Annotated in this window: 19 protein-coding genes; 8 read left to right on the top strand and 11 right to left on the bottom strand. The window is 70.4% G+C overall.

The genetic code is table 11. The features are described from left to right. The first annotated feature begins 30 nt into the window (after nucleotides 1–30). Nucleotides 31–2010 carry a hypothetical protein gene (locus tag SLV14N_RS28670; RefSeq protein WP_263271663.1) on the top strand — a complete coding sequence of 660 codons (1980 nt, stop codon included), beginning with the start codon at nucleotides 31–33 and terminating at the stop codon, nucleotides 2008–2010. A gap of 12 nt (nucleotides 2011–2022) precedes the next feature. On the opposite strand, the gene SLV14N_RS28665 is transcribed toward SLV14N_RS28670, so the two are convergent. Beyond that, entirely contained in the window at nucleotides 2023–2445 is a 423-nt protein-coding gene (locus SLV14N_RS28665; protein ID WP_263271662.1) for a DUF4345 domain-containing protein, read from the bottom strand. 90 nt (nucleotides 2446–2535) lie between these two features. Here SLV14N_RS28665 and SLV14N_RS28660 point away from each other — a divergent pair, with 90 nt between their 5' ends. The 4 genes from SLV14N_RS28660 to SLV14N_RS28645 are packed head-to-tail and all read left to right on the top strand — an operon-like array spanning nucleotide 2536 to nucleotide 5971. Then, entirely contained in the window at nucleotides 2536–3171 is a 636-nt protein-coding gene (locus SLV14N_RS28660; RefSeq protein WP_208684767.1) for a TetR/AcrR family transcriptional regulator, read from the top strand. A gap of 54 nt (nucleotides 3172–3225) precedes the next feature. Beyond that, complete coding sequence (locus SLV14N_RS28655; protein ID WP_208684765.1) at nucleotides 3226–4140, top strand: metal-dependent hydrolase; 915 nt, start codon at nucleotides 3226–3228, stop codon at nucleotides 4138–4140. A 1-nt stretch (nucleotide 4141) separates the two neighbouring features. Then, complete coding sequence (locus SLV14N_RS28650) at nucleotides 4142–5236, top strand: PDR/VanB family oxidoreductase (protein ID WP_263271661.1); 1095 nt, start codon at nucleotides 4142–4144, stop codon at nucleotides 5234–5236. 48 nt (nucleotides 5237–5284) lie between these two features. Continuing rightward, nucleotides 5285–5971, top strand: a complete 687-nt coding sequence (locus tag SLV14N_RS28645; protein ID WP_263271660.1) for a TetR/AcrR family transcriptional regulator — start codon at nucleotides 5285–5287, stop codon at nucleotides 5969–5971. Between the two features lie 563 nt (nucleotides 5972–6534). Here SLV14N_RS28645 and pulA read toward each other — a convergent pair. The 4 genes from pulA to SLV14N_RS28625 form a co-directional block, all read right to left on the bottom strand. Next, the gene (gene pulA, locus SLV14N_RS28640; RefSeq protein WP_263271659.1) at nucleotides 6535–9186 is read right to left on the bottom strand and encodes a pullulanase-type alpha-1,6-glucosidase; all 2652 of its coding nucleotides are present in this window, start codon (nucleotides 9184–9186) and stop codon (nucleotides 6535–6537) included. A 183-nt stretch (nucleotides 9187–9369) separates the two neighbouring features. After that, complete coding sequence (locus tag SLV14N_RS28635) at nucleotides 9370–10308, bottom strand: phosphotransferase (RefSeq protein WP_263271658.1); 939 nt, start codon at nucleotides 10306–10308, stop codon at nucleotides 9370–9372. A gap of 5 nt (nucleotides 10309–10313) precedes the next feature. Further along, a complete protein-coding gene (locus tag SLV14N_RS28630; protein ID WP_259670555.1) occupies nucleotides 10314–12926 on the bottom strand; it encodes an ATP/GTP-binding protein in 2613 nt (870 codons plus the stop codon). Between the two features lie 203 nt (nucleotides 12927–13129). Then, nucleotides 13130–13594 carry an ATP-binding protein gene (locus SLV14N_RS28625; RefSeq protein WP_259670554.1) on the bottom strand — a complete coding sequence of 155 codons (465 nt, stop codon included), beginning with the start codon at nucleotides 13592–13594 and terminating at the stop codon, nucleotides 13130–13132. 155 nt (nucleotides 13595–13749) lie between these two features. On the opposite strand from SLV14N_RS28625, the gene SLV14N_RS28620 reads away from it, so the two are divergent. Then, nucleotides 13750–14592, top strand: a complete 843-nt coding sequence (locus SLV14N_RS28620) for a helix-turn-helix transcriptional regulator (RefSeq protein ID WP_208684753.1) — start codon at nucleotides 13750–13752, stop codon at nucleotides 14590–14592. After that, a complete protein-coding gene (locus SLV14N_RS28615) occupies nucleotides 14589–14837 on the top strand; it encodes a DUF397 domain-containing protein (RefSeq protein ID WP_208684751.1) in 249 nt (82 codons plus the stop codon). The genes SLV14N_RS28620 and SLV14N_RS28615 overlap by 4 nt, the downstream gene beginning before the upstream one ends. Nucleotides 14838–14899: 62 nt before the next feature. Here the strand turns inward: SLV14N_RS28615 and SLV14N_RS28610 are convergent, their stop codons facing one another. Continuing rightward, nucleotides 14900–15256: a hypothetical protein gene (locus SLV14N_RS28610; RefSeq protein WP_208684749.1), complete on the bottom strand. Its 357-nt coding sequence runs from the start codon at nucleotides 15254–15256 to the stop codon at nucleotides 14900–14902. 281 nt (nucleotides 15257–15537) lie between these two features. Between SLV14N_RS28610 and SLV14N_RS28605 the strand changes: the two genes are divergently transcribed. Continuing rightward, nucleotides 15538–16488: an SDR family NAD(P)-dependent oxidoreductase gene (locus SLV14N_RS28605; RefSeq protein ID WP_208684747.1), complete on the top strand. Its 951-nt coding sequence runs from the start codon at nucleotides 15538–15540 to the stop codon at nucleotides 16486–16488. Between the two features lie 105 nt (nucleotides 16489–16593). On the opposite strand, the gene SLV14N_RS28600 is transcribed toward SLV14N_RS28605, so the two are convergent. From SLV14N_RS28600 to SLV14N_RS28580, 5 genes are read right to left on the bottom strand one after another with little or no spacing between them, the layout of a single operon-like run. Then, nucleotides 16594–17652 carry a LacI family DNA-binding transcriptional regulator gene (locus SLV14N_RS28600; protein ID WP_208684745.1) on the bottom strand — a complete coding sequence of 353 codons (1059 nt, stop codon included), beginning with the start codon at nucleotides 17650–17652 and terminating at the stop codon, nucleotides 16594–16596. Continuing rightward, nucleotides 17649–19277, bottom strand: coding sequence for a glycoside hydrolase family 13 protein (locus SLV14N_RS28595; RefSeq protein ID WP_263271657.1), 1629 nt, complete (start codon nucleotides 19275–19277; stop codon nucleotides 17649–17651). The genes SLV14N_RS28600 and SLV14N_RS28595 overlap by 4 nt, the downstream gene beginning before the upstream one ends. 1 nt (nucleotide 19278) lies before the next feature. Next, nucleotides 19279–20139 carry a sugar ABC transporter permease gene (locus SLV14N_RS28590; protein WP_208684741.1) on the bottom strand — a complete coding sequence of 287 codons (861 nt, stop codon included), beginning with the start codon at nucleotides 20137–20139 and terminating at the stop codon, nucleotides 19279–19281. 2 nt (nucleotides 20140–20141) lie between these two features. Then, a complete protein-coding gene (locus SLV14N_RS28585) occupies nucleotides 20142–21077 on the bottom strand; it encodes a carbohydrate ABC transporter permease (protein ID WP_208684739.1) in 936 nt (311 codons plus the stop codon). Further along, nucleotides 21074–22351 carry an extracellular solute-binding protein gene (locus tag SLV14N_RS28580; protein WP_208684737.1) on the bottom strand — a complete coding sequence of 426 codons (1278 nt, stop codon included), beginning with the start codon at nucleotides 22349–22351 and terminating at the stop codon, nucleotides 21074–21076. Before SLV14N_RS28580 ends, SLV14N_RS28585 begins: the two co-directional genes overlap by 4 nt. Nucleotides 22352–22542 lie beyond the last annotated feature (191 nt).

The raw sequence follows: 22542 nt of genomic DNA, 5'->3' as shown, positions 1-22542 counted from the left end.
CCATCACAGGATTCACTCGTTTCACCGAACGTGAAGCAGCAGCAGAAACAGCAGCAGGCGACACCCCGGCGCCCGGAGCGCACCTCCCCCGGCAGCGTCGAGGACTTCGGTGACGTCATCGACGTCGAGCAGGCCGAGGCGGCGCTGGTGGAGCACTACCCCCGGCTGGTCCGGCTGGCCTATCTCGTACTGCCGCCCGGCCAGAGCCGCAGCCGCCGGGTGCTGTCCGCCCATGGAGTGGTGCAGCGGGCCCTGCCGCGCCAGCGCAGTTCCACCCGCGGGCTCGGGCTGCCCGCCCAGCGCACCGGCGCGGACGCGGCGATCGACCCCGGCTACGCCTTCGTCCGGCTGCGGGTCCTGCGGGCCGCCCTGGCCGGCGGGCGGACGCGCCGGTGGCTGCCGCTGCCGCCGCTGCTCCCCCAGGTGTGGGGCCTGCGGCTCTTCCCGCGCTCCGGCGGCGCCGATGAACTGGCGCTGGACCAGGCGCTGTCGGCGCTGTCCGGGCCGGGCCGGGCGGCGTTCGTGCTGCGCGATCTGGAGCGGCTGAGCGCACCGGAGACCCGCCGGGTGCTGGAGGCGGCCGGGGTGGCGCACCCCCGGGAGGCGCTGGACGAGGCGGAGCGGGCCACGACACCGGCCGGCAGCCGGGACCGTTCGCTGCTGGAGTCGGCGGAGTTCGACCCCTGTGCGCTGCAGGCCAGGCCGACGGATCTGATCCGGCGGCGGCAGCACGGCCGGGCGCTGCTGGCGGCGGGCGCGGCCGTGCTGGTGTGCGGGGCGCTGCTGGGGATGCCGGGCGAGGGCTGGGGCCCGGACGGCGCCGCCGCCCCGCCGTATGCGCAGAACGCCGCGGCCGAAGCGGCCCTGAACCCGGGCAAGTTGACGGTGACCCCCGCGACCGCCTGGAAGAACGCCGCCCGGCAGGACTTCTCCGCCTGGCCCGCCCGCGGCGACCGGATCCACGACCGGGCGCTGCTGCGGCGGGCACTGGCCGTGTGGGCCAGGCCGGGGGCCGGGGTGCAGGTCTCGGCGACCCCCGGCACCCCGGCAGGCCCGGCGGCCGGTCCGGCCCAGCTGCTGTTCGCGGGTGCGGTGAACCACGCCGTGGTGGTGCTCTTCCACGACGGCCTGCGGGTGGTGCGCTATGCGGAGGCGGCGGACGGCGAGGGGCAGAGCGACGGCACGGGCGCGGCGCTGGACTTCGCGCGTACGGACGGCGCGACGGCGGCTTCGGCGAGTGCGCTGGTCGTGAGCCGTACGCAGGGCAATGTGCGCTATCTGACCGCCCCTTGGGTGAAGTCGGCCCGGCTGGTCGACCTGGTCAAGCCGGAGGCGGTGGACCAGCCGGTGACGGTCGGGGCGGGCGGGGTGACCGACCCGGTGCCCACGACGCAGCCCACCGCGCAGTGCACCACCTGGCCGGCGCTGCGGATGGGCGGCCGGCTGCTGACCGACCTGGGGGAGCTGATCCCGGCGCGGCTGACGTACGGCAGCCCGCGCAAGCCCGGTGACGTGACCACCCCGAAGGCCCGCACGGCGTGGGCGCGTACGGCCTGCCAGCTGGCCGTGGTCCGCGGCCAGGGGGTCCGTGCGGTCAACTCCTGGGAGTTCGCCCGGCAGCCGCTGCCCGGCGGCGCGGGCACCGCTGCCTGGCTGTGCACCCGCGCCGAGACCTGGCGCGGGCCGGGCAGCCGGACGATGGCGCAGATCCAGACGCCGGCACCGGCCGGCCGGCCGTATGCACCGGGCACGGTCGCGGCGCGCGCCGAGGGCGGTACGGCCTGCGGGCCGCGGGCGCCGCGGGCGCTGGCCGGGGTGCTGTGGAAGGCCGCCGACAAACGCTGGTGGCTACTGGCCGCGGGCAGCAGCCAGGTCACCTCGCTCACGGCGACCGGCGGGGTCCCCGGCCAGATGACCGGACGGCTGCTGGCGGTCCCGGCGAAGGCGGGCCAACGGGCGGAGCTGACGGGCCGACTGGCGAACGGGCGGCGGATCGGGGCGCTGGGCTAGAGGGTCTCCGGCCTAGAGATGCACGCGCTCGGCCCGCCGCGGCGAAGGACGGGCCGCCGCCGCTCGCTCGTCGGCGGTGGCCAGCCAGAAGTACAGTGGCGGCAGGGCGAGTTCGAGGACGGTCAGGGCGGTCTGGAACTCCTGCGGCGATCCGTGGACGGCCATCGACAGCAGTCGGCCGAGGCCGCCGAGCAGAAAGATGCCGGCGAGCCACCGCACCGCCGTGGCCGGGATCGGCGACTGCCGCGCCGCCCATATCCAGGCGAGGCCGTAGCCGAGGAAGACCGCCCCGTAGTACCGCTCCCGGCTGTCGACGGTGGCGCCCGCCGAGCCCTCCCCCGGTACCGAGTCGATGCCGAGGGCGAAGTGGAATGCGCCGATCGCCACACAGGCGGCGCCCATCGCCAGCGCCAGCCACTTGAGAAGTCCGGCCATGGCCCGGTCTCCTTTCCCCGTTAGTAGATGCCTGTCTACTGGCCGGGAACGTACGGCCGTTACTGGACAGGTGTCAAGTAACCTGTGGCCATGCCCCCACGCCGCAGGCTCGACCCCGCCGAGCGCCGCAGCCAGCTGCTCGACACCGGAGCGCAGCTCTTCGCGGCGAAGCCGTACGACGAGGTGTTCATGGAGGAGATCGCCGAACGGGCCGGCATCTCCCGCGCCCTGCTGTACCGCTACTTCCCGAACAAGCGCGATCTGTTCGCCGCGGTCTACCAGCAGGCCGCGGACCGGCTGCTGACCCGCACGGAACTCGATCCGGCCCGCCCCGTGGGCGAGCAGCTGCGCGCCGGACTCGACGCACACATCGACTACTTCGCCGCGAACCGGAACACCGTGCTCGCGGCCAACCGGGTGCTCGCCGGGGACCCGGTGATCCAGACCGTCATCACCGACGAGCTGACCGAGCTGCGACGGCGGCTGCTCGACTCCACCGGGCTCGGCGACGGCCCCGGGGAGCCGGTGTCGGCGGCACTGATGGGCTGGCTGGTGTTCGTCCGCACGCTCTGCGTGGACTGGCTGACGCATCAGACGTTCAGCCGCACCGAGTTGCGGGAGATGTGCGTCGGCGCGCTGCTGGGCGCGCTGCGGCCGGTGATGGACCTCGACCGGCTGCTCACCGGTGACGAGGAGCGCCCCGCGGACTCCCGGCCCGCCCCCTGAGGTTTCCCCGTCCGAGGGGTACCGGCGCTCCTTACCTGTCAGTACATTGACGCCATGTCTAATACGGCCTCGTTGCGGCCCCAGCCGGCCGCGTCCGAGCACACCCCGCTGAAGGCCCGCAACGTCGCCTTCGACTGGGCGGACACCCCGTTGCACTGGATACCGGGCGACCCGTTCAGCACCCACACCATCAACGTCCTGCATCTGCTGCTGCCGGCCGGTGAGCGCTGGTTCGTGCACGTCTACAAGCAGGTGCTGCCGTACATCCGCGACCCCCGGCTGCGGGAGGACGTGATCGGGTTCATCGGCCAGGAGGCGATGCACTCGCAGGCGCACGACGAGGTGCTGCCGCACCTCAAGGAGCAGGGGCTGGACCCGGCCCCGTACACCGCACAGGTCGACTGGCTCTTCGAGAAGCTGCTCGGCGACCGCACCCTGCCCCCGGGCCGGGCCCGGCGGTGGTGGCTGCTGGAGCGGGTCGCACTGATCGCCGCCATCGAGCACTACACCGCGTTCCTGGGCGACTGGGTGCTCAACGCCCGGGCGCTGGACGCGAAGGGCGCCGATCCGACGATGCTGGACCTGCTGCGCTGGCACGGCGCGGAGGAGGTCGAGCACCGCTCGGTGGCCTTCGATCTCTTCGTCCATCTGGACGGCGGCTACCGGCGGCGGATCCGCACCTGGGCCACGGCGTTCACCGCGCTGGTCTTCCTGTGGCAGCGCGGCACCCGCTTCTTCATGGCGAACGACCCGTCCCTGGACGACGGGAAGGCGAGCTTCCCGGAGTTCGTCCGCGCCGGACGGCGGGGCACGCTGCCGACGACCGGGGCCATGGCCCGCTCCATCCCGCAGTACCTCAGCCGCACCTACCACCCCTCCCAGCACGGCAGCACCGAGCAGGCCATGGCCTACCTCGCCGACTCCCCCGCCGCGACCGCCGCCGAGGCCCGTACGACCGGAGGTGCCTGAGATGCCCCGGACACCCCGCGTACGCACCGTCGTACTGGTCGCCGCGGCCGCACTGGCCGCCCGGCGCGCGCTGCGCCGGCGGGTCCGGGCCTCCCCGCTGTGGCCGCTGCCCGCGCTGGAGCACCCGGTCTCCGGGCAGGGCCGCAAGGCGGCGGAGACCCGGCAGTTGACGGTGGTGGAGCGTACGGAGGAGGCCGAGGGCGTGGTCCGGCTGCGCCTGGCCGGCGAGAACCTTCCGGCCTGGGAACCGGGCGCACACCTCGATCTGGTCCTCCCCTCGGGAGCCGTACGCCAGTACTCGCTCTGCGGGGAGCCCGCGAGCCCCGGTTCCTACACCATCGCCGCCCGGCTGATCGAGGACGGCCGGGGCGGCTCGCGCGAGGTGCACGAGCGGCTGCACGAGGGGACGGCCGTCGAGGTCCGCGGCCCCCGCAACCGCTTCCCGCTCCGGGACGGCCCCGCCTATGTCTTCCTCGCGGGCGGCATCGGCATCACCCCGATCCTGCCGATGGTGCGGCAGGCCGAGCGGGCGGGGGTGCCGTGGCGGCTGCTGTACTGCGGGCGGTCACGGGCCTCGATGCCGTTCCTGGCGGAGCTCAAGGAGCTGGCCGGGGCCGACGGCGACCGACTGACGGTGGTCGCCGAGGATGAGGCCGGACGGCCCGATCTGGCGGCGGCGCTCGCCGGTGCGCCACCCCAGGCGGCCGTCTACTGTTGTGGCCCCGAGCCCCTGATGGACGCGGTCGCGGCCCTGCTGCCGGCCGTGACCGAGGGACTGGCCCTGCACACCGAGCGGTTCACGGCGGCCGCCCCCTCCCCCGCGGGCGGGAACGCGCCGTTCGAGGTCGAGCTGCACCGCACCGGCCGTACGGTCACGGTGCCCGCGGACACCAGTGTGCTGCGGGCCATCCGCGACCAGGCGCTGCCCGATCTGCCGTACTCCTGCGAGCGGGGATTCTGCGGCACCTGCCAACAGCGGGTGCTGTCCGGAGAGGTGGACCACCGCGATGACCTGCTGACGGACGCCGAGCGCAACGACTCGCTGCTGATCTGTGTCTCCCGGGCACGCGGTGGACGCCTTGTGCTCGATCTGTGATTCCACCGGCGATTCCGTGCGGCGTCCCAGGTCGTTAGGGTGACCCGTATGACCACCGGGACGCGCCGCAGAATGGGCGTCGAGGAGCGGCGTGAGCAGCTGATCGCTGTCGCACTCGACCTCTTCAGCCACCGTTCCCCCGAGGATGTGTCGATCGACGAGGTCGCCGAGGCGGCCGGTATCTCCCGCCCGCTCGTCTACCACTACTTCCCCGGCAAGCAGCAGCTGTACGAGGCCGCGCTGCGGCGGGCCGCCGAAGAGCTCACGGCACGTTTCGTGGAGCCGCACGAAGGCCCGCTCGGCGCCCGGCTGTTGCGGGTCATGGAGCGGTTCTTCGACTTCGTGGCCGAACACGGCCCCGGCTTCTCGGCACTGATGCGCGGCGGCCCCGCGATCGGTTCGACCCGCACCGGCGCGATGATCGACGGCGTCCGGCAGGCCGCCTACGAACAGATCCTGGCCCACCTCGGCATCCCCGCCCCCGCCCCCCGGCTGGAGTTGGTGGTCCGCTCCTGGGTCTCCCTGGCCGAGACCACCGCACTGCTGTGGCTGGACGGCCGACGCGTACCGCGCGCGGAGCTGGAACGGCAGCTGGTGCACGATTTCGCTGCGCTGGCGGCGGTGAGTGCGGCCTACGACGACCAGATGGCCGAGGTCGTCCGCCGCGTCCTGGCCGATGAACCCGCGGACGGGATGTTCGCGGATCTTGTGGGCCGTCTCGGGCGATTTGCTTAGGCTTCCCACGTTTCGGCTGCGCTTGGCTTGCTTCCCGCGTTTTCGGCTGTCCCGCCGTGGGGGTTCCTCGCCGTTGCGCCTGCGGCGGGCGGGTGGGTGTCGGGTGCGGTGACGGGCCTCCGGGGCAGGGTTTCCGGACTGCTTCGCTTTACGTCCGGAAACCCTGCCCCTCCGGCCCGTCCCCTCCCGTGGGAGGAGTCAGTGACGGTGAGTGGGGGCGAGCGTCCGTAGACGCCGATTTCACTCCTGCTTCGCGAGGAGCACCGGACCACAGACGACCACCCCCACCGAGATTTATTCATCCCCCCACGGGAGGGGACGGGCCGGAGCGGGTGGGTGTCCGGACGTAAAGCGAAGCAGTCCGGACACCCACCCGCGCAGGCCCGTCACCGCACCCCGACAGCCCCGCGCAGCGGACCCCGCCCGCCGCCAGGCGCAACGGCGGGGGCACCGCGCAGCGGGCCACAAACGGCGAGCAACCCCCACGGCGGGAAAGCCGACTCCGTGGGGAGCAAGCCAAGCGCAGCGAACCGGCGGGGCAGCCGAAATCGCGGGAAGCCCGCTTAGCCCCGACGGAAGACCGCCACCGTGCGGGCCGGGACCGCGAAGGTGCCCGAGGCACGCGCGTAGGACGCCGTGGCGGTGGTGCGGTCCGTGCCCCGGGCCTGGACGGGGTGCAGGGCGTAGGGGGTGCCCGCGAGGTCGCGGACGGTCTGGTGCTGTGAGGCCGGGGTGGCGTTGAGGACGACGACGAGGTTGCCGAGGCGCATGGTGATCACGCCGGGGGTCTCGTCCTTCCCGGAGAGGGGGAAGGAGAGCTGGGACTGAACCGTGGCCGTGCTGGACAGGCCGAAGGCCGGTTCGGTGGCGTGGATGCGGAGCAGGTCGCGGTAGGCGGCCGACGTGCTGTGGAGCGTGGTGCAGCCGGGGCGGAGTGCGGGGTCGGCCAGCAGGGGCCGGGCGTAGGGCCACTTGTCCTTGTTGTCGGCGGCCGGGGGCAGCCCGCGGCCGAAGCCGTTGCCGTCGGCGCAGTTCCAGTGCAGGGCGTTGAACCAGTCGCCGCTGTCGAAGGAGTTGCGGTCCAGGGACTTGGAGCGGAGGAGGTCGGAGCCCGCCTGGGAGAGCGCGGGGCCTTGTGAGAGGGCCGCGGTGGCGAGGGCCAGGACCTGCATTCGGCCGCGGTCGGCGGCGCCGGTGTGCGGCGGGAGTTTGTAGGCGAGCGCGTCGTAGAGGGTTTCGTTGTCGTGGGCGTCGGCGTAGGCGAGCGCGTCACCGGGGGCGGCGGCGTAGCCGGCCGGGGCGCCGTTGTAGTCGACCTGGGAGCCCTTGACGCGGCGGCCGGTGGTGTCGGTGAAGGTGTAGTCGGCGAGGTTGCCGGTGAGACCGACCTTGAGGACGTCCTGGTAGTGGAGGAGGTGGGCGCGCTGCTCGGCCGGAGTGCCGTTTCCGGGCGATGAGTTGGGGTCGGTGTACAGGCCCGAGGCGAAGCCCTGGACGCGGGGGTCGGGGTCGAAGGGGCCGCCGCCGCGCACCGCGTCCCGGGCCCGGTCGCTGAAGGTGGCGATGCCGGTGCCGGCCATGTTCCGCTGGGTGGCCTGGACGAAGCGGGCGTCGTTCGCGGCCTCGCCGAAGTTCCAGCCCTCGCCGTAGAGGATGATCTTCTTGCCGTCGACGCCGTCCTTCTCCGGGGTCAGCGCGTCGAGGGCCTTCCTGACGGCGAGGACATTGGCCTTGGGGTGGTGGCCCATGAGGTCGAAGCGGAAACCGTCGACCTTGTACTCCTTGGCCCAGGTGACGACCGAGTCGACGACGAGCTTGCCCATCATGGTGTGTTCGGGCGCGGTGCCGGAACAGCAGGTGGAGGTGGCCACCCCGCCGTCGTCGAGCAGCCGCTGGTAGTAGCCGGGGACGATGCGGTCCAGTACGGAGTGCGGGTCCTGGCCGTCGGCGGCGGTGTGGTTGTAGACGACGTCCATGACGGTGCGCAGGCCGGTGCGGTTGAGGCTCTGGACCATGCGCCGGAACTCGACGGTGCGGGCCGGGCCCTCCGGGTCGGAGGCGTAGGACCCCTCGGGGACGGTGTAGTGCAGCGGGTCGTAGCCCCAGTTGTAGGCGTCGCGGGCGGCGGTCTTCCCGACGCAGTCCTGCTGGCGGTCGGAGTCGGGGGCGTACGAGGCGAGATCGCAGCCGGGGCGGGACTGGTCGGCGGGCCGCTCGGGGGCGGTGGCGAAGTCGAATGCGGGCAGCAGGTGGACGTAGGAGGTACCGGACCGGGCGAGGGAACGCAGATGCCGCATCCCGTCCGAGCGCCGGTCGGTGAAGGCGAGGTACTGCCCCGGGTGGCGGGAGGTGCGGTCCTCGACGGAGAAGTCGCGGAGGTGCAGCTCCTGGATGCGGGCCCGGCGCAGCGGCACCGCGGCCGGCTTCGTCAGCCGTGACCAGCCGTCCGGGGCGAGTTCCGGATCGTCGAGATCGGTGACGAGGCTGCGGGCCGAGTCCGCGGTCAGCGCGGTGGAGTAGGGGTCGGTGACCTTGTTGGTGACGGTCTTGCCGACGCTGGGCGCCCAGACCGTGACGAGGTAGTGGTACGGCTTTCCGGCCCAGTCGCGCGCCCCCTGGACCCGCCAGATGCCGGTGCGGTCGTCGCGCCGCATCGGGACCGTACGGCCGTCGAGTTCCAGGGCTACGGTGCGGGCGGTGGGCGCCCAGACGGACAGGGCGGGCCGGCCGTCGCGGCCGAACACCGGTCCCAGCGTGGCGTGTTGGGCTCGGTCCCCGTAGAGGTCGTCCAGAACGCCGGGTGTCTGGACACCGGTGGTGGTGCGCCGCCCGTCCGCCGTGCGCTGGGCGGCCAGAAGCTTGCCGCGCAGGGCGGCGGGAGCCAGATGGCGGTCGCGGGCGTCAACGGTGAAGGCCGGGTACGAGGCCAGGTGGGGGTAGGCGGCTCGCTCGGCCGGGGTGAGGGACCCCGGCGCGAGCCCGATACGGGTATCGCCCGCCCCGAACTCCAGCTGGGCGGTGGCGCGTTCGGCGCCCTTCCAGACGACGGTGTCGCGGTCGATCCACTGGGCCAGAGCTTTGTCCGGAGGGGGCGGCGCCGCCTGAGCCGGTTGCTGCGGGGACGAGACCAGCAGGGTCGCCGTACCGAGGACCAGTGCGACCGCGGCGGCCAGGCGCCGGCGGAACCGGCGGGACCGGCGGGTGGTGGAGGACATGGGTCATGGTTCTATCCCCGCCGATTCCTTGTTGCAAGACCTTACGCAAGACATTGCAAGGGTGTTACGTTCCCGCAGTAGCCGCTCCGGCCGACCGGAGGCCCGCCCTGACGCGGGCCGGGCCCTACGCGCCCGGACGGCCGGACCGGCGTCCAGGAGAGACCCCAAGAGGCCGCAGCCCCCTCACGATTGGCCGTGCCGAGTTACCGCCCTCACGGATTCGACGAACTTGATCATCTTCAAGTGGTAGGTGCTCTTGCTCGGGTCGGGAAAGCGGACGTTGTGCCGGTAGTAGCGGTGGAAGGCGATGATGCACGCGGCATGCTCAATCTCCAGGGGCAATACGGCTGTATCTGCCTCCGACAGAGGTGCAAGAGCCTGGTATCCCGTCACCAGGGCACTCAGCCGTTCGGGCACCAGGACGTCATCCTCCTGTGCCAGCCCGACCGCGGCCATTCCGAGATCTAGCAGGGGATCGTCAAGCGAGACGGTTTCCCAGTCCAGTACGGACAGCGCCCCGTCGTCACGCACGATCACGTTGTCGGCGAATAGGTCGCCGTGCGCAACCTTCGGAGAACGCTCGCTCTCTGCTTCGGCGCTGCGAACCCGCTTCAAGCAAGTGGTGAGCCAGGCCGCGAATTCTCGGTCAGCGAACTGCGGAATGACATTCAGTTGCTCAGCAGAGAGGCGGCGCGTGCCGACAGGAAGGCCACCGAGCCCTTCCGACTCCGGCGCCAGGGAATGCAGTTGTGCAAGGATGCGCCCCGCCTCGGGCAGCAGGGGAATCGGAAGCGGCTGCTGCACGTCCCCCGGGATCCACTTCTTGAGGATTACCGGGCGGCCGTCGAAGGTGGTGATCAGTGATCCGTCAAGGGCGGGGACAACCTCGGTCGTCGGCACGCCCAGTCGATACACGGCCTGCGTGTGCATCGCCAGGCTCTCGGCGCTGACGATGTCGTGGTTGTCGAGGATGGTCAGTGTGAAGTCGCCTGAAGCACTGGACAGGTGGAAACTGGAGTTCGCTGCGCCGCCCTTGAGGGGTTCCAGCTGCGATTCACGCAGCCCGTAGCGCTCAGACACCGCGGGCAGGTCGATCTGATCCAACTTGGTATACGTGGCCACCCGGCTCAGGCTCCTCTGTGTGCGGCGGCTTCTCGGCGCCGGTCATCGACAATCGCCACCCAGCGTGCCCGTACCCGGCTTTGCTCGTCCACCCACTCGGCGCGCGGCAGGTCCTCAGGCGGAACTTCCCCCACCATCAGGTACGACAGTTCGGCCAAGTAGGCGAACTCCTCGCCTCGTACACACTCGTGCAGCCGTTCGCGCGCCTCCTCCTGCAGGGCCGGCTCGCCCAGGACCGCGGCGTGAAGACAGACCGCGAAGCGCACATACGCGATGGATGACGTCAGTCCCGCTTCACGAGCCTCATCGACGACTTCGTCGGCGCGGGCCGGCAGGTCGGTGCTGACACCTGCATCCCGTACGAGCGATGCGATCTTCGTCTGCAGCTCCGCCCAGCGGATCGATACTCCGCCCAGGGCGTCTTGCGCCCGCTCGATTTCTTCCCCGGCTCGTGGGCGGTCCCGGAAGGCGGCGGCGAAGGCCAGGCACGCCTGCGACAGCGCGGCCTCGCCCGGCTGGCCAACCCGCAGCGCTTCGTCGCGGTTCACCGCGTACGAAGAACAGGCGAGGGCCATGTCCCCTTGGGTCCACCAAAGGTCGCCGAGTGCCCGGTCGCGGCGGCCCTCCACCCCTAGAGCCTCGGCTGCGGCGTGCACCTGGGGGAACCGCCCCACGCGGCGCGCGAGGTGCACCAGGCCACGGGCCGCAGTGGGGGCAAGCCGTCCCCCAGCGTCGACGACCTGTCTCATCCCCTCCAGCGAGCTCGCGAAGTTCCCGAGGTCGCGGTCGCACTCCGCCAGGAAGTAGCGCGGCAGCTCCGACAGCGACTCGGGCAACTGCCCGGAGGCCAGCACCGCGCGCAGTTGCTCAGCGGTTTCACCCCGGTGGCGACGCTGACGCCGAGCGATCGCGGACAACGCGACGGCCAGGGCCTCCGCTGCACTGCCGATCTGTGCGTTGCGACCTGCTTGAGCAGCCGGCGAGGGCAGCTCGATGGGCTCCCATACGAAGTCGTCGACGTAGCGGAACGCCGCGTCCTGTAGCCATCCGAGCTCCAGGCCGTAGTCGCGGGCGAGCGTCATACCCTGCCGCAGGGCGGCGACCAGACGCCTCCGGTCTCCAGCCACCTCATGTTCCAGGGCGTCGACTGTCCGCTGAGCAGCCCGCCGCCAGTCCGCCGGGCTCCAGCGGTCCTCACTCGTCGAGTCCGCCTCTCGCATGGCATCCCGTACGAGATTGTGCAGCCGGTAGGGCCAAGGGGCGCCGGGATCCAGGTCCACGAAAGGGCGCTCGACCAATTCCAGTGCGGGGGCGTCATGGTCGAGGCCCGCGGCAGCGGCGGCCAACTCGACAGAGAACGAATCAAGCAGGCTCACCGCTCTCAGGACCTGCCGCACGCTCGGTGTGAGATCCCGGAAGGTCCGGGCAACGAGCGCCGGGAAGTCCAGATTGAACTCGTTCGCCACAGGGGCGCGCCCGTTCTTGCGGTACATGTCCAGGAACCGCATCACGGCGAGGTCCAGGTACAGCGGCAACCCGTGCGAGTTGGCGGTGATCAAGTGTCGCGCACTGTCATCCATCAACGGCTGGCTGCCGACGGTCAGCCGCTCGCAAAGGTACCTCTCGCAGTCCTCCGCGGAGAGGTACCCGACAGTGTGCTGGCGTGGTTCCTGCGTGGCACCACCAACGAGCAGCGGCCAGAAGTCCGGGCCCGCCCAATCCAGCTGTCCTTCCAATTTTGCATCGTCCCACTGCAGGCGGTTTCGGCCGGTGATGACGAAGAGGGCGTTCGGCATGAGCCACGCCACGCGTTGGATCAGCCGCTCAAGATCGCGGTGCACGCGGTCCCCGACATCCTCGAAGGTGTCCAGGAGGACCACAAGCGTCGCCTGGCGCTTGGCCGAGGCCCTACTGAGATCCCAGGCGAGCAGATGCGAGTAGTAGCTCAGAGCTTCCAAGTCCGGTTCAGCTTCGAGCAGATCGGCCAACCGGCGGCACTCAGCGAGAGATCGGACCTGGTGACGCCGGTCCCGCAGCGCACGGAGCAGCAGCCCAAGTCCCTTTCCCACAAGCGCGCCTGTAGTCCCGGGCAAAGACACGGCCTGCGCGACGTCTGACAGCACCGACTGCATCTGTCCGGACAGGGACCGTGATCCCGGGAACCGGCTGAACCATGTGCGGCGCCGCAGGTACTCCTCAAGCGGCTCCCCCGGATGGTTGCGCTCCCAGTAACGCTGGAACGCAAGGTCGAATGCCGGCATCGGCTCCCCCAGCTCAGCCACCGCGAGCCGGAGGGCAAGCATCAAGGACTCGAAGTCACTGCCAGAGTTCCGGGATAAGTCGACACGTACAGGAACTACCCGCCCCACCTCAGGGTCCAGCGGAGGCCAGTCAGCACCGCGTGCTTCGCTGTCCACCAGGTGCTCGACGACGCCCCGCGACAGCGTGGACTTGCCGATGCCGCCGACGCCATAGAAGACAAGTACGTTACGCCGCGGCGTCTCCAGGTCCTCGACATCGAACCCGGCCTCGCGCACCCATCGCGTATGACGAACGAGGCTCTCCACCACCGTGGCCCACTCGTCACGTCGGTCGGCGAAGTAGTCGACGGCTTTCAACTCACGATCATTCGACCGGAATAACGCACGAAGATCCGACCTGGACACCTGGGCAACCTCCGACTGGACGGCTCGAAATAGCCAGCCCAGCAGCTCGTTTGATTGCCAGTCAAGCAGGGCTCACTGTCTGGACAGAGGTAGCCCAGATGCATACCGCAATTCGGCCACACCGGCCCAATCGTGCCGGGTCCAACTTCGGACGGCTACAGGTCCAGTTCCGCCCGTACGACCTTGCCGACCCGGGGCCGATCGAGGACCGTCCAGCAACTGGCGAGCGCGGCCACGAGGAGCAGGCCGCGGCCGGTCTCGGAGTCGGGCGGCGGGGGCGCGAGCGCGCCGGGCCGCGGCGGACGCCTGTCCGTACGGGTGTCGGCGACCTCGATCCGCAGCGTGCCGGGACGGGCCGAGCCCGGCAGTTTCTTGAGGCACAGCTCGAAGTCCCGGCCGGGCACGCGGCCATGGGTCGCCGCGTTGGCGGCAAGCTCACCGACGATCAGGGCGACGGCATCGGAGACCTCGCCCCCGTAGGGGAAGCCCCATACGTCGAGCTGCTGGACGGCCAGATACCGGGCGAGGCGGGCACCCCGACGGGTGGCACTGAAGCGCTGGGTGAACATACGTACGGTGACCGGACCTTGCGCGGCACGGGAGGCGGCTTGGGCTGACATGCGGCCCACGGTGGCGCCCACGAACGCCATTCACCAGGGACCCGACTCGTACGCTGCGTGAGCGTACGAGCGCAAAGGGTGGACGCGGCGCGCAACTGTCCGTAACGATGGGTGACTTGCGGGGCAGTACGAGCGACACTCCGGGGGGACCCGATATGACAGCCTGCAACGACCACCAAAACGGCGCCATCGAACCCGAACCGTCCGGCAGCCTCAAGACCTTCGGCGCCGTCTACCAGTGCTTCCGCGAGAACGCGGGGTTCACCCAGGAGTCCCTGGCCCCGGCGGTCAGGTACTCGTCCCACTACATCGGCTCGGTGGAGCAGGGCAGAAGGCTTCCCTCGAAGAAGTTCATCGACCGCTCGGAGGAAGTACTGGACGCGCGCGGGGTGCTGCGGAAGGCGGCGAAGAATCTGTCACGGCAGCGGGGACTGGCTTCCTGGTTCCGCCAGTGGGCGGCGCTGGAGGAGGACGCGATCACCCTCTACACCTACGAAAGCCGTCTGATTCCGGGGCTGTTGCAGACCGAGCCGTACGCGCGGACGCTGTTCACTGAGCAGCTTCCGCCCTTGGACGACGACCAGATCGAGACGCAATGGGCTGCGCGGACGGACCGACAGCGGTTGCTGCGGGAGCGACCCAACACCGCATACAGCTTCATCCTGGAGGAGCATCTGTTTCTGCGGCGTACGGGCGGGGTGGAGGTCACCCGGGACCTCATCGAGCATGTTCTGGAGATCGCCGAGTCACGAAACATCGAGCTCCAGGTCATGCCGCTTGTGCAGGAGACTCACGCCGGGCTGGCAGGCCCCATGCAGTTGCTGGAGACTCCGGAGAACCAGTGGTTCGCCTACAACGAATGCCAGCGAGGCGGCCTGTTCATTTCCGACCCGAAAGAGGTCAGTGTCCTCCAGATGCGGTATGCCAGGATGCGCTCACAGGCTCTCACCCCTGAAGACTCCGTGAGCCTGCTGAAGCGGATGCGAGGAGCGCTATGAGCAGCATCGAACTGGCCTGGTTCAAAAGCAGCTACAGCGGCGGCGACGGCGACGACTGTGTAGAAGTAGCCCTCTCCTGGCGCAAGTCCAGCTACAGCAGCAGTGGCGACGGTGACTGCGTCGAGATCGCCACCTCCCCCACCACCATCCACATCCGCGACTCCAAGGACAAGGCCGGCCCGCAGCTCGCGGTGCCCGCCGAGGCCTGGGCGGCGTTTGTCGGGTACGCCGTCGCAGTGGCCTGACGCCGATCGGCTCGGCCTCGGGGCCGCGGCGGTACGCCGTCCGCGGCCCCGAGCCCGTGCGGTCAGCCGATCTTGACGTACCTGATGGAGACCAGCGGCCACCAGGTGGGGCTCGACTCCGAGGTCTTCCCGGGCTCGACGGCCGAGCCGTCTCCCTGGCAGTTGTCCGCGGTGTACCAGGTCACCTTCTTGTCGGTGTGGTTGGTGATCGTCTTGTAGCCCAGCGAGTCCCACGGCGGCGTCTTCTTGGCGAGCTTGTAGCAGGCCCCGTCCTTGGGGTTGGTCAGCGTCCGCTCACCGTTCCCGGAGAATTCCAGGGTGCCGGTCGCGGCGTGTGCGCCGCCCGTCCCCAGGATCAGAAGGGAAGCGGCCATGGCGCCCATGGCCAGCGTGCGTCCCGCGTTCCTGCGCATGTTCACGTCGTTCTCTTCCTTCCGGAATGACAACTCGTACGGAAAGGGACGCTAGGTACCGAGGTTATGTTTCACCTATCGGCCGGCGCCCGCCCGTTATCGGCTCAGGTCACAGGAGAGCGGAATTCCTGATCTGCATGCTCTCTGCAGTTCTCCGGAGGGGTGTCGGAGGGGGGGTCGGAGGGGTGTCGGAAGTCTGTCGGCGGTATGTCGGGGGAGGTTGCGACCTTGGGTGGGTCGGGTGCTCCGCATGAGCATGGGGAGCAGAGCGCAAGGAGCCTGTCATCGTGTCTTCCGCATCCCCAAGCCGACCGTGGGACGTTCACCGGCTGCCGTCTGCCCGGGGCAGGATCTTCCTGGTCACCGGGGGTAACGCCGGGATCGGCTACTTCACCGCGGAGCAGCTCGCCGCCACCGGCGCCGTCGTCGTACTCGGCAGCCGGAACGCCGCGAAGGCCGGCGCCGCCATGGCCTCGATCCGCTCGCGCGTCTCCGGCGCGCAGGTGCGGCACCTTCAACTGGACCTTGCCGACCTGTCGTCCCTGAAGACCGCCGTGGACAGGCTGGACGTCGATCATCTCGACGCGGTGGTCCACAACGCAGGGGTCGCGCTCGACGACCCGCCGCGCCGGGAGACCGAGGACGGCCACGAGCTGATGTTCGGCACCAACCACCTCGGCCACTTCGCACTCACCCAGTGGCTGGCCCCCCTGCTGTCCGCGGCGTCGGCGGGCCGCGTCGTGACGGTGGGAAGCTTCGCGGCGCGGTCCGAGCGACTGGACCTGGACGATCTGCAGTCGACCCGGGACTACCGGTCCAAGCGCACCTACGGCCGGTCGAAGGTGGCGCAGATGTGCTTCGGCTTCGAACTCGATCGCCGTCTGCGTGCCGTCGGCAGCACGGTGCTCAGTGTGGTGGCCCACCCCGGCGGCGCACTGGATTCCCTCACCCCGTCCCGCCCGGCGGTACGCATGACAACCCCCGGCGAGCGGCTGCGGGCCTTGCCCGCCGGGCTCTTGGTGCAGGGCAAGGACGCCGGAGCATGGCCCGTCGTCCGTGCCGTCCTCGACTCGGAGGTGCAGGGAGGGCAGCTATGGGGACCGAGGGCCTTCGGCCTGCGTGGCCGGCCACGGCGTGAGCCCGTCCCCTCTCATATGGCCGACCCGGCCGTCGCCGCTCGCCTGTGGGCCGCCGGCGTTGAGCTTGCCGGCACCGATCCGCACCTCGGCTTCCGGTAGGCGCGGAGCCACGCCACGCCCGGGGCAGCCAGCCGGTGGCCGGCGTCGCCGGATGCGCCGCCGCTCTTCCTGTCCGGGGCCGTTACCGCCTGCCCGGCGCCGCGGCTATCCGCGTGCGGCCGGCCCCGTGGACCCCCGTACCACCAGCTCCGGGCGGAAGACGAACTCGGTGCGTTGCGGCGGGGTCCGGCGGCCTTGGGCGCGTTCGTGGATCTCCTCGATCAACGCCCCGACCGCCGCCGTCGCCATCGACTGCACCGGCTGGCGCACCGTGGTCAGGGGTGGGTCGGTGAAGGCGATCAGCTGGGAGTCGTCGAAGCCGACGACCGAGACGTCGCCCGGGACGGCCAGGCCGCGCTGGCGGGCCGCACGGACGACGCCCAGCGCCATCAGGTCGCTGCCACAGACAACGCCGGTGCAGCCGTCGTCGAGCAGTGCGGCGGCTGCCGCATGGCCGCCCTCGACGCTGAACAGGGTGTGCTGGACGCGCCGTTCGGCCTGCCCCCTCGACAGGCCGAACGACTCCTCCAGGGCCGCCACAAAACCCTCGGCCTTGCGGCGGGAGGGTACATAGCGGGCCGGGCCGACGGCCAGCCCGATCCGCTCGTGCCCCAGCTCGGCCAGGTGGCGCACGGCCATCCGGGCCGCCGCGCCGTCGTCGGGTGAGACGAACGGCGCGTCGATGTGCGCGTTGTAGCCGTTGATGAGGACGAACGGGACGCCGCGCGAGACCAGTCGGGCGTAACGGGACGGGTCGGCACGGGTGTCGGCGTGCAGACCGGAGAGGAAGACGATGCCGGTGACGCCGCGCTCCTCCAACTGCTCGACGAGTTCGTCCTCGGTGGCTCCGCCCGGCATCTGGGTGCACAGCACCGGGGTGTAGCCGTGGCCGGCCAGCGACTGCTCGATGATCTGGGCGAAGGCGGGGAAGATCGGGTTGGTCAGCTCGGGGATGACCAGCCCGACCAGCCCGGCGCTGCGGCGGCGCAGCCGTACGGGACGTTCGTAGCCGAGGACGTCGAGCGCGGCGAGCACCCGCTGCCGGGTGCTCGCCGCCACGCCCGCCTTGCCGTTCAGGACCCGGCTGACGGTCGCCTCACTGACGTCCGCCTGGGCGGCGATGTCGGAGAGCCGGGGGGTGGCATGGAGATCGGGCAGGGTCACTCCTCCCACCAGACGGTGGTGTCGGCGGGCAGCTCGAAGTCCCCCTCGGATGCGTCCAGTTGGCGGGAGGCGAGCAGAAGCCGGCCGGGGATGGGCAGGCGGGCCGGGGCCCCGGTCGTGTTGACCGTGCAGATCAGGCCGCCGGGGCGGCGGAAGGCCAGGACACCCTCGGGGGCGTCCAGCCACTCGACCGCGTCGCCCGCGCCCAGGCCGGGGTGGGTACGCCGCACGGTGAGGGCGGTGCGGTAGAGCTCCAGGGTGGAGGCGGGGTCGCCGGTCTGGGCCTCGACGGTGAGCGCGGCCCAGTCGTCCGGCTGCGGCAGCCAGCTGCCGCCGTCGCCGAAGCCGTACGGGGGTGCGTCGCCGCTCCACGGGAGCGGCACCCGGCAGCCGTCGCGCAGGCCCTCCTGGCCGGCGTCCCGGAAGAAGGAGGGGTCCTGGCGGACCTCGTCGGGAAGGTCGGTGACCTCGGGGAGGCCCAGCTCCTCGCCCTGGTAGAGGTAGGCCGAACCGGGCAGCGCCAGCATCAGCAGGGTGGCGGCGCGGGCGCGGTCCGGGCCGCCGCCGAGGCGGGTGCGGTGGCGTACGACGTCGTGGTTGGACAGCACCCAGGTCGTCGGGGCGGCCACCGGGCGCATGGCGTCGAGGGAGGAGTCGATCGCCTCGCGGAGGGCCTCCGCGTCCCACCCCGTGTTCAGGTAGTGGAAGTTGAAGGCCTGGTGGAGCTCGTCGGGGCGGAGGTAGAGGGCGGTGCGGTCGGCGCTGGGGGTCCAGGCCTCGGCGACCGCGATCCGGGCGCCTGGGGGTACCCCCGGCCGGAGGCTGGGGGAGTACTCGTCGAGGACGGTGCGCCAGGAGCGGTAGATGGCGTGGACGCCATCCTGGTCGAAGAACGGCAGGACCTGGTTGCCGAGCAGTTTCAGCTGCTCGCCCCGGCCCATGTCGGGCAGGCCGGGCGCCTTGACCAGGCCGTGGGCCACATCCACCCGGAAGCCGTCCACGCCCAGGTCCAGCCAGAAGCGCAGGATGGAGCGGAACTCGTCCTGGACGGCGGGGTGGTCCCAGTTGAAGTCGGGCTGTTCGGGGGCGAAGAGGTGGAGGTACCACTCACCGTCGGGGACCCGGGTCCAGGCGGGGCCGCCGAAGAGGGACTCCCAGTCGTTGGGCGGCTCCTCGCCGTTCTCGCCGCGGCCCTTGCGGAAGTGGAAGCGCTCGCGGGTCGTGGAGCCGGGGCCCTCGGCGAGGGCGCGGCGGAACCATTCGTGCTGGTCGGAGCAGTGGTTGGGGACCAGGTCGACGATGATGCGCAGATCCAGCCGATGGGCCTCGCGGATGACGGCCTCGGCGTCCGGCAGGGTGCCGAACATCGGGTCGATGGCGCGGTAGTCGGCGACGTCGTAGCCGGCGTCGGCCTGCGGGGAGGCGTAGAAGGGGCTGAGCCAGACGGCGTCCGCACCCAGGTCACGCAGGTACGGCAGCCGGCTGCGGACGCCGGCCAGGTCCCCCATCCCGTCACCGTTGGCGTCGGCGAAGCTGCGCGGATAGACCTGGTAGATCACCGCGTCGCGCCACCAGTCGGTGGCGGGAGTGGCGCTGTCAGGAGTGACGTTGTGCTGTGAAGTCATGTCAACCCTTGGTGGTGCCGGCAGTCAGTCCGGCTACGAGGTGGCGCTGGGCGAAGGCGAAGACGAGGGCGGCCGGGACGGCGATGATCACGGCGGCTGCGGTCATCGAACCCCAGTCGTTGGTGTACTGGTTGACGAAGGTCTGCAGGCCGCCCGCGAGCGTCAGGTTCTCCTCGCCGGTCATGAACGCGGAGGCGTAGGCGACCTCGGCCCAGGCGGTGACGAAGGTGTAGAAGCCGGTGACGGCGAGGCCGGGGCGGGCCAGTGGCAGGACGAGCCGCCAGAAGGTGCCGAAGGGGTTGAGGCCGTCGACCCGGCCGGCTTCGTCGATCTCCACCGGGATGGTGTCGAAGAAGCCCTTCATCATCCAGGCGCAGAACGGGACGGCGATGGTCAGATACGTGATGACCAGGCCCGCGGGCTGGTTGAGGAGGCCGAGGCTCGCCAGCAGGTTGTAGAGCGGCACGATCAGGACCGCGACCGGGAACATCTGGGTGATCAGCAGCAGCCACATCAGCGGGCGCATCCCGGGGAAGCGGAAGCGGCTGACGGCGTAGCCGGTGGTGGCGGCGATGAAGACCCCGAGGACGGTGGTCAGCCCGACGATGATCACGGAGTTCTTGAACCAGGTCAGGAACTCGGTGTCGGCCAGTACATGGGTGTAGTTGGCGAAGGTGAAGTGGGTGACCAGACCGGTGGAGAAGGCGTCGTTCTTCGGTTTGAAGGACGTCACCAGCAGCCACAGGGGCGGGAAGACCGCCAGTACGGCCGCGACGGCCAGGCCGGCGTGCAGTCCGAGGGACGCCGTCCGGGACCGCTCGTTGCGCTTACGGGCCCGACGGGCCGGATACGTGCGGGTCATGGTCACCACACCTCTCCCTGCTTGCGCAGCGCCCGGCGGTAGACGACCGCGACGACCGAGAGCAGGACCAGGATCAGGACGCCCCAGGCCGCGGACTCGGAGAAGTTGCGGGGGCTGTCGATGAAGGAGAGCCGGTAGGCGTAGGTCACCAGGATCTCGGTGGCGTCGCCGGGGCCGCCCCGGGTGAGCAGGAAGATCACCGGGAACATGTTGAAGGTCCAGATGGTGGAGAGCAGGATGACGGTGCTGCTGACGGACCGCAGCCCCGGCACGGTGATGTGGCGGAAGCGCTGCCAGGCACTGGCGCCGTCCATCTCCGCGGCCTCGTACAGCTCGCCCGGTATGGACTGCAGTCCGCCGAGCAGCGCGACGAGCATGAAGGGCACGCCGAGCCAGACGTTGACGGCGATGACCGAGAGCTTGGCCCAAGTCGGGTCGTTGAGCCACGGGACCGCGTCGATACCGCCGCCGGCCAGCAGCTTGTTGAGGATGCCGTTCTTCTCGTTGTAGAGCATCCGCCAGGTGAAGACCGAGATGAAGGCGGGGATGGCCCACGGCAGGATCAGCGCCAGGCGGTAGAAGGTGCGGCCGCGCAGGGTGCGGTTGAGCATGTTCGCCAGCGCGAGGCCGGTCAGGAAGGTGAGCGAGACACAGCCGACGGTCCACAGGACGGTCCAGCCGAGGCGGTCCCAGAAGACGCCGTCGGAGAGGACCGCCTGGTAGTTGTCCAGGCCGGTGAACTTGTAGGTGGCGGGGAGGTGGTTGACGCCGATGTTCCGCTCGACGTTGGCCTCATTGGCGTCCGTGAGCGAGAGGAAGACGCCGCGCACCAGCGGATAGCCGATGATCACCCCGATGACGAGTACCACCGGGGCGACCATCGTCCATGCGTACCAGTGGGTGCCCAGCGCCCGGCGCACCCGTACAGCGAAGGTCACTTGTAGTCCTTGAGCAGCTTCCGGTAGGCGTCGCCGGTCGCCTCGGCGGCCTGCTCGGGCGTGGCGGCGCCGGTGAGCACCTTGTTCATCTGGACCTTGATCGGCTCGAAGAGCGAGTTGCCCTCGGCGATCCAGGGGCGCTGGACGGCACCGTCGACGGCGGGCTTGAAGAACTTGACCATCTCGTTGTTCTTGACGGCCGGCACGTCGTACACGGACTTGCGGGTGGGCAGCAGGCTGAGCTTCTCGTTGGTCTCCTGCTGGACCTTGGCCGAGCTCATGTACTTCACGAAGGCGTAGGAGGCCTGCAAGTTCTTGCTGCCGGCGTAGACGGAGAGGTTCCAGCCGCCCTGCGGGGAGCCCTGGGCGCTGCTGCCGCCGGGGACGGGGGCGACGCCGAGGTTCTTCTTGTCCTTGAATGCCTTGCCGGCGCGGGCGCCCTCGATGTCCCAGGGGCCGTCGACGGCCATCGCGACATCGCCGTCCTTGAGGGCCTTGAGCTGGTTCTCCTGGCCGTCGGTGGCGTCGGTGACCGCGGCCTTGGAGTCCACCAGGTTCTTGATCGTCTTGAAGGCCTTGACGCCGGCGCCGTCGTCGATCTCCACGACCTTGTCGCGGGCGTTGACCATGTCGCCGCCCTCGCCGTAGAGGTAGGGCAGGAACCAGTAGGGGTCGTCGCCGCGCAGGTAGAGGGCGGTGGCGCCGGTCTTGGCCTTGATCTTCTTGGCGGCCTTGGCCAGCTCGTCGAAGGTCTTGGGCACCTCGACGCCGGCGTCCTTGAGGAGCTTCTTGTTGTAGAAGAGGCCGAGGGTGTCGATGACCTGGGGTGCGGCGTAGGTCTTGCCCTTGAACTTCGTGGAGCCGACGGCCTGCGGGAGGTAGTCGTCGGTGGTGTCGAGGGCGGGGGTGCCGTCGAGCGGCGCGAGGTAGCCGAGGTTGGCGAAGTCGGCGACCCAGGCGACCTCGGTGCGCATCACGTCGGGGGCGCCGGAGTTGCCGCCGGCCGCATTCTTGAACTTGGCGTTGGCATCGCCGAAGGGCACGTTCACATACTTGACGCGGACCTTGGGGTGCTGCTTCTGGAAACCTTCGGCAAGTTTGCGGTACGTCGCCTTCTCGGCGTCGTTGGAGGTGTCCCAGAAGGTAACGGTTCCGGACAGTTCACCCCCGCTGTTGCCGCCGTCGCCGCTGTCGCCTCCGCCGCACGCTGTCGCTGCCAGTGCCAGGCCCGCTACCAGCGCGGTGGCCGTTATGCCCCGTATGCCACGCCGCATGTGAACTCCTTAGGGAAATGCCTCAGATGGCGGTCAGGAACGTAACAGCGCTGAAAACAAACCGAAAGACCTTGCGGCAAATTTCTGCAAGACCGTGGGAACGAATTGCAGCGAGATGGCTGGAACGGGACCCTCCGGGCGCCCTCGGCACCGTCACCCCGCGCCCGCCCGAGCGTTGATTCGGTGAAGGC

Source organism: Streptomyces sp. Je 1-4 4N24, assembly GCF_026239515.1.
In the GTDB taxonomy this organism is placed as follows: Bacteria; Actinomycetota; Actinomycetes; order Streptomycetales; family Streptomycetaceae; genus Streptomyces; species Streptomyces nigrescens.
The sequence above is the reverse complement of the archived record's forward strand: the minus strand, read 5'-3'. Positions and strand labels throughout refer to the sequence as shown.

Coding starts and splice junctions, on each gene's coding strand:
- SLV14N_RS28615 (WP_208684751.1), top strand. CDS start 14,589: ATGAGCAGCATCGAACTGGCCTGGTTCAAAAGCAGCTACAGCGGCGGC.
- SLV14N_RS28650 (WP_263271661.1), top strand. CDS start 4,142: ATGCCCCGGACACCCCGCGTACGCACCGTCGTACTGGTCGCCGCGGCC.
- SLV14N_RS28660 (WP_208684767.1), top strand. CDS start 2,536: ATGCCCCCACGCCGCAGGCTCGACCCCGCCGAGCGCCGCAGCCAGCTG.
- SLV14N_RS28590 (WP_208684741.1), bottom strand. CDS start 20,139: ATGACCCGCACGTATCCGGCCCGTCGGGCCCGTAAGCGCAACGAGCGG.
- SLV14N_RS28595 (WP_263271657.1), bottom strand. CDS start 19,277: ATGACTTCACAGCACAACGTCACTCCTGACAGCGCCACTCCCGCCACC.
- pulA (WP_263271659.1), bottom strand. CDS start 9,186: ATGTCCTCCACCACCCGCCGGTCCCGCCGGTTCCGCCGGCGCCTGGCC.
- SLV14N_RS28645 (WP_263271660.1), top strand. CDS start 5,285: ATGACCACCGGGACGCGCCGCAGAATGGGCGTCGAGGAGCGGCGTGAG.
- SLV14N_RS28655 (WP_208684765.1), top strand. CDS start 3,226: ATGTCTAATACGGCCTCGTTGCGGCCCCAGCCGGCCGCGTCCGAGCAC.
- SLV14N_RS28620 (WP_208684753.1), top strand. CDS start 13,750: ATGACAGCCTGCAACGACCACCAAAACGGCGCCATCGAACCCGAACCG.
- SLV14N_RS28580 (WP_208684737.1), bottom strand. CDS start 22,351: ATGCGGCGTGGCATACGGGGCATAACGGCCACCGCGCTGGTAGCGGGC.
- SLV14N_RS28625 (WP_259670554.1), bottom strand. CDS start 13,594: ATGTCAGCCCAAGCCGCCTCCCGTGCCGCGCAAGGTCCGGTCACCGTA.
- SLV14N_RS28665 (WP_263271662.1), bottom strand. CDS start 2,445: ATGGCCGGACTTCTCAAGTGGCTGGCGCTGGCGATGGGCGCCGCCTGT.